The organism is Accumulibacter sp., from assembly GCF_031732815.1.
Lineage (GTDB): Bacteria > Pseudomonadota > Gammaproteobacteria > Burkholderiales > Rhodocyclaceae > Accumulibacter.
In genome coordinates this window covers 1-5928 of the sequence record NZ_JAVMKF010000100.1, presented here as the reverse complement: position 1 = coordinate 5928, position 5928 = coordinate 1, and the positions used below count along the sequence as shown (strand labels likewise).

The window sequence follows — 5928 nt, the reverse complement described above, 5'->3', positions numbered from 1 at the left end:
CAATTGTCAGCCTTTCATTCCCTACCCATCAAGTACGCCGCAGCGGATTCCGGAAAGACAGGGAGATGAAAACAAATGAGCCCCGCCGCAATCGCAAAGCGATCGATCGCTATCAGGCGTCGACGCCCACAAACTCCCGACTCCTGTCATCGCCCATGCCCGGCCATCCGAAAAAACGCCAAAGCCGAACGTATTTCCTGGCCCCTCGAAACCGGTTCTCAATTATGAGGATTTCCTGCCATTGACCTGCAAGCAGAAGTGTTGCGATTGGACAACACGCAAACTTGCCAATCTTCTTGAGGTACAAAAAACCAGTCATCCCTCTGCCCTACAGGAGGAAAATCAGGCGCAACCCTTATTGATGAACGGATCAGGCATGTCATCCACTTCCGTCACAAAACTCAGTTGGCCTATCCTGCGATTTGTCGCAGCTGCGGCAATCGTCAGTTTATTTTTCGTAAAAAATGCGTGGGCGGGCGGTCCGCCGCCGCCGCCGCCGCCAACTTACTCGACGGCCTGCAGCGGATATCCATGCGGTCTTTCCAATGCCGAACTCCTGCGGCAGGTATTGAGTTCGGGAACTTACGCAACCATCACGCAGGCCATCGAATTCGTCAGCACATATTTCAAGTCAGGTTTCGGGCGTCAGGCCAACGCCCCTGGTGGCACGCGCTTCGCACTCTCCGGCGATGGCGACACCGGTAAGGCTGCGTCTGCAGGAGAGACGGCATCCTGGAACGGCTGGGTTTCCGCTGCGCAAGCCAATGTTGGGACCTCGTTCAATCCGCTGAAATCGGACGGCCCGGTAAGAGCCGGCCTAATCGGTGTTGACTACACTTTTGGCAACAAGGCCGTTCTTGGCGTTGCTTTGGCGGACACGAGTGCCCGCATTGATACAAAATTCAACGGTGGAAAATTCAGTTCCGATGGCATCACCGTCTCGCCCTATCTGCTCTATCCCCTTAACAGCAACTGGGCGGTTAATGCCGGCCTGGGCTTTGGACACAGCAACCTGAAATCGTTCGACAACACCAACGGGATTGCAGTCACCGGCAGAAACAGCAGTGACACGACACTTGCAAACCTTGGCCTTGAATACAACAGGATCTTGGGCAACTGGGCCTTCACAGGCCGAACCGGCATTTCATATTATCGGGACAAGCAGAGCAGCCAGACCCTGTCCAACGGCACCTTCATCAGCGGCTCGGACACGAGCGCCTCTCAGATTCGCGTGGGCGGCGAAATTGCCTACGACGCCGGGGCCTGGATGCCCTTTGCAGGGCTGACCTACATCTACGACCCCCGACTGCCGACGCAGGGTACGGTTTCCGGTCAAACGCCATCCAATGACAAAAACGCGGTGCAGGCCACGCTCGGTATCCAGTACCGATCGCGTGGGGCACTCTATGGCGGACTGCAACTGACCACCGAACGCGGCCGTAGCGACATGAAGAATGACGCGGCCATGCTGAACGTGGGGATGTATTTCTAGCAGTCCCAACGCGAGTACCCGAACCTGGAAGCGGCGAGTGCGAGCAGTTTGGCTGTACCGGTCGGTTGCTGCTCCGGTTTTGTTGTTTGGTGCGGCATGTGCGCTGATTCAGTCACCGGCAGAACGCACCAGCGCTCTCGCCAGCGCCGCCGGCTTCCAACCGTTTACCCTGCCCGGCGAACCCCTTCAGGCTTACGTCCGAACACCGTTCACTGCCACCACTGACCAGCGGCTGACACTCTACCTTGAAGGCGACGGTGCGCCATGGCCGTCGGCCGAGCAACCGCCGCGCGATCCAACCCCGATCGTGCCGCTGGTTATCCGAATGGCGTCAGTCGACCCTTCTCCGCTCGTCGCCTATATCGGCCGGCCGTGTCAGCACATGCGGACGGATGATTTGCGTAACTGCGATCCCGCCCTATGGACACATGGCCGCTTCAGTGAAAAGGCGGTCCAGATGGTGGACCGCATGGTCGACAGCCTGAAGCAGGCGAGTGGCGCGCGTGAAATTGCCCTCGTCGGATACTCGGGTGGGGGTGCCATGGCGGCGCTGCTTGCCGCACGCCGCAAGGACACGTCCTGTCTCGTAACCATCGCTGCACCGCTCGATACGCAACGGTGGGCGGCCACAGTTGGCGTGTCGTCATTGCGCACATCGCACAATCCCGCCACGCAGACTCAAGCACTTGCCAACATTCGGCAGACACACTTCAGTGGCCTGCGCGACACCGTCGTGCCACGCGAATCGCTTGCCACCTACATGGCACAGGTACCGAACAGCCGGATCGTCGAACTGAAAGATTTCGATCACGAGTGCTGCTGGGCGCAACAATGGATCCACCTGCGTCAACAGTCCTGCCTCTGAAGCCGGCACGTCCTAGCGTCGCATGTTCTGGATGGCGCGCATCGACTGCCCGGTCACCTGGCGCATCATGGAATCAAAGGCACCGCCTCGAATAAAAACCGGACGGGAATCGAGCAACTGTAGCGGCGGCTCGCCTGGCAGGGGCTTCTCAGGGGCGAAGGCCGTCTGGTTCGTCTTAACGTCGACCTCCTCACCGCTGACCAACTTCACATGGGTCGCGCCTTCATTCACGGTGCTATAGACGCCGGCGCGCCCCTCGTTGCTCCCTTCCTCGAGAAGAACAACCTCAAAGTCGGTGCCCCGAATACCGATTGTCGCCGTGCTCACCTGAACCGAGACATTGTTGTTGTTCGCCTTGCCGATCAAGCCCGTGATCAGGCGCACCGCACCACGCAGGAGCGTAGCAACTGACTTGTCGGAGGACTTTTCCTCGTAGCGATACTCGGTAAAACGAAATTGCGTATTGGGCCGTAGCGCAACGATAGAGTCGTCTGCCATTTTGACCACCGCTTCGCTGCGCGCGTCGGTGCTCACCGTGTCTCCGGAATGTATCTTGTTGTTTGCCGAAGCGACGCGAACTTTATTGTCCGCACCCACAATCGACACTGATCCGGAAAAACGCACGAACGCACCCGCATCCTGCGCTCGCACGCACCATGAAACATGCATCAGCGCCAGGAGCATGGCGAGCTTGAGCAGAAGCGTCCTTATGGCCATATCGTTCTCCGGAGAATCTGTACGTGCAGCGCACATTCGCAAGAGTCAAAGGATTTAATATACCCTTCTCGTCGAAGCAGAGGGGAATGTCGCCTCAGGCTTGCGAAGCTCTATGCCGTTCACCATACGTCGTTTCTCCAACAGTCAGCAGCAATTGAAATGAAACCGCCGTTCGACACCAAGCTAGTTTCATGGCCCCTGAGCGACGCAGCAGGATCTTCGGACAGCACTCCCGCGCTGTCGCGGCGCCACTTTCTCGCCCTGCTTGCCACCCTGGCCGCTGCTGGCGGTGTCGCCTGCTCGGAAGACGCTGCAGTATCGGCACTGCCAACCGATGCACTGGCGGCCTTTGTCGACACCCTGGTGCCAGCCGATGAATTCGGTCCATCAGCATCCGCAGTGGGCGTCCACCTGACATTGACCAGAAAAGCGATGGACGAGCCAGAGCTGAGGCAGTTGCTGGTGAACGGCTTTCGCTGGATTGACGGACAGACAAATCGGGGATTTGCGGCACTCAACGCAGAGTCGAAGAACAGCTTTCTGCAAAGAATGTCCGAAATGCCTGGTGACAGTCTGCCGCGAGCACTCTTCGACCAGCTACGCGACCACTGCTTCGCCGCCTACTATGCCAACTCTCTCGCCTGGCGCGGCCTCGCCATTGATCGACCGCCGCAACCAGCAGGGTATCCGGACTATATTCGTTGATTGACGCTGCCGCATTCGATGTCACCGTCGTCGGGTCCGGCCCCGGCGGCGGAGCCATGGCCTGGCGCCTTGCCGACAGGGGCTTCCGCGTCCTGGTCATTGAGGCTGGACCGGCCTTCGACCCCGATAAGGACTACCTGCTACATACCGAGAAGTGGGAGCGCCCGCTGCCGCCCAAGACAGGCAGCAAGGGGCGTCAGTCCTTTGCGCCGATGCAGGCGATTGAAAGCGAATGGAACGATCTCAGATCCTGGAATAGCGTGCGTGGCGCACTCAATCCAGGAGCAATCCGGTTGCCCGCCGGCACTGGCTATCATCACGTTCGCGGCGTTGGTGGCTCGACACTGCACTTTACCGGTGAGGCACACCGGCTTCACCCCGAGGCCATGATGATGCGCACCCGCTTCGGCGAAGCTGCGGATTGGCCGATCGACTACGCCGGCCTTGAACCTTATTACGCCAAAGCAGAACAGATCATTGGTGTTGCGGGCCCCCGCGACACGGGCGATCGATGGCGCAGCACCCCCTACCCTCTCCCGGCGCATGAACTCTCCCCCGCCTCCCGCCTACTTAAGAAAGGCGCCAAGTCGCTCAACCTGAAGTGGGAAGCCAACGCCAGAGCCGCCCTGTCTCGTCCCTACGACGATCGACCTCAATGCAATTACTGTGGCAATTGCACCCGCGGCTGTCCGCGCCAGGACAAGGGCTCGGTCGACGTCACTTTCATCCGTAAGGCGCTGCGCACCGGACGCTGCACCGTGCTTCCCGAATCCACGGTGACCCGCATCGTCAGCACCGAGCGCCGCCGCGCCTCTCACGTCGAAGTACGTGACAGGGAGGGACAACTGCACCGCCTGCCCGTCAAGCACCTCGTGATCGCCTGTGGTGCAATTGAAACTCCCCGGCTGCTGCTGGCCTCCGCCAGTTCCTACGCGCCCAACGGGGTTGCGAACGAATCGGGAATGGTCGGCAGGAATCTCATGGAAAGCCTGGGCTGGGTGAGCACCGGTATTGTCAGCGATGACATCCGGAGCTTCATGGGCTTGCCCGCCGATTCAATTTGCTGGGATTTCAACAAACCCGACAGCATTCCCGGGGTTCGCGGCGGCTGCCGTTTTTCATCCGCGATCCACGAGGCCGAAATGAACGGGCCGATCGCCTACGCCCAAAGGGTCATCAAGGGCTGGGGGACACAGCACAAGCAAAAGATGCGGTTGACAGTCGGCCACGCAGTCTCTGTTGGATCCATGGGGGAATTCCTGCCGAATGCAAGGACCTTCGTCGACCTCGATCCAAGGGAAAAGGATGCCCACGGAATTCCTCTCGCTCGCATTCATTCGTGGCTCGGCGAACAGGAGATCATGCGACTGCGCTTCATGGCCACCACCTGCAGAAAAATCCTGCGCGCCGCCGGCGTATCCGAGCTGGTAGAAGAATACGGCACGGCCGATTTTTTCAGCTCGACCCACGTTTTCGGAACATGCCGCATGGGCAGCGATGCACGCGATTCGGTCGTCGATGCACATTGCCAGAGCCACACTTGGGAAAACCTGTACATCTGCGATGCCAGCGTCTTTCCCAGCAGTGGCGGTGGAGAGTCTCCGTCACTCACGATCGAAGCTCTGGCCATCAGAGCCGCAGACAAATTCCTAGCCTAAAAAAAACCCCCGCGGCTCGGATGCACCGAGCGGGCGGGGGCCGTTGCGTAGCGTCAGACGCTACGCAGCCTCTCTCCAGGCTTACATTTCGACCGTTTGCGCGACCTCGACGAAATCCTTGATCTGGTCGAAGTTCATGTAGCGGTAGATGTCGGCGGCCTTGGCGTTCACCACCTGGATCAGCTCCATGTACTCGGCCACGGTCGGGATCTTGCCCATCAGTGCGCACATCGCGGCCAGCTCGGCGGAACCCAGATAGACGCGGGTGTCGATGCCGAGACGGTTCGGGAAGTTGCGGGTCGAGGTCGACATGGCGGTCGAGCCCTTGCGGATCTGCGCCTGGTTGCCCATGCACAGCGAGCAGCCCGGCATTTCCATGCGGGCGCCAGCCTTGCCGAGAACGCTGTAGTAGCCTTCTTCGGTGAGGATGAGGGCGTCCATCTTGGTCGGCGGGGCGATCCACAGGCGGGTCGGGATGTCCGACTTGCCTT

The 5928-nt window shown here is 59.7% G+C and carries 7 protein-coding genes; 5 read left to right on the top strand and 2 right to left on the bottom strand.

What is annotated here, in order from left to right:
- The 3 genes from RKP46_RS08060 to RKP46_RS08050 form a co-directional block, all read left to right on the top strand.
- Positions 1-245: hypothetical protein (locus RKP46_RS08060; protein WP_311106171.1), on the top strand; the 245-nt coding region annotated here is incomplete at its 5' end.
- The gene (locus RKP46_RS08055; RefSeq protein ID WP_311106170.1) at positions 242-1492 is read left to right on the top strand and encodes an autotransporter outer membrane beta-barrel domain-containing protein; all 1251 of its coding nucleotides are present in this window, start codon (positions 242-244) and stop codon (positions 1490-1492) included. The genes RKP46_RS08060 and RKP46_RS08055, both read left to right, overlap by 4 nt.
- Before the next feature lie 325 nt (positions 1493-1817).
- Entirely contained in the window at positions 1818-2357 is a 540-nt protein-coding gene (locus RKP46_RS08050) for an alpha/beta fold hydrolase (protein ID WP_311106169.1), read from the top strand.
- Between the two features lie 12 nt (positions 2358-2369).
- On the opposite strand, the gene RKP46_RS08045 is transcribed toward RKP46_RS08050, so the two are convergent.
- Complete coding sequence (locus RKP46_RS08045) at positions 2370-3074, bottom strand: FecR family protein (protein ID WP_311106168.1); 705 nt, start codon at positions 3072-3074, stop codon at positions 2370-2372.
- A 159-nt stretch (positions 3075-3233) separates the two neighbouring features.
- On the opposite strand from RKP46_RS08045, the gene RKP46_RS08040 reads away from it, so the two are divergent.
- Together RKP46_RS08040 and RKP46_RS08035 are read left to right on the top strand one after the other, a co-directional pair.
- Positions 3234-3779 (top strand): gluconate 2-dehydrogenase subunit 3 family protein, encoded by a 546-nt coding sequence (locus RKP46_RS08040; protein ID WP_311106167.1) that lies wholly within the window; start codon positions 3234-3236, stop codon positions 3777-3779.
- On the top strand, positions 3776-5437 hold the full coding sequence (locus tag RKP46_RS08035) for a GMC family oxidoreductase (RefSeq protein ID WP_311106166.1): 1662 nt from the start codon (positions 3776-3778) through the stop codon (positions 5435-5437). The genes RKP46_RS08040 and RKP46_RS08035 overlap by 4 nt, the downstream gene beginning before the upstream one ends.
- Before the next feature lie 81 nt (positions 5438-5518).
- Here RKP46_RS08035 and RKP46_RS08030 read toward each other — a convergent pair.
- On the bottom strand, positions 5519-5928 hold a 410-nt coding region (locus RKP46_RS08030), incomplete at its 5' end, for an aconitase family protein (protein ID WP_311106165.1).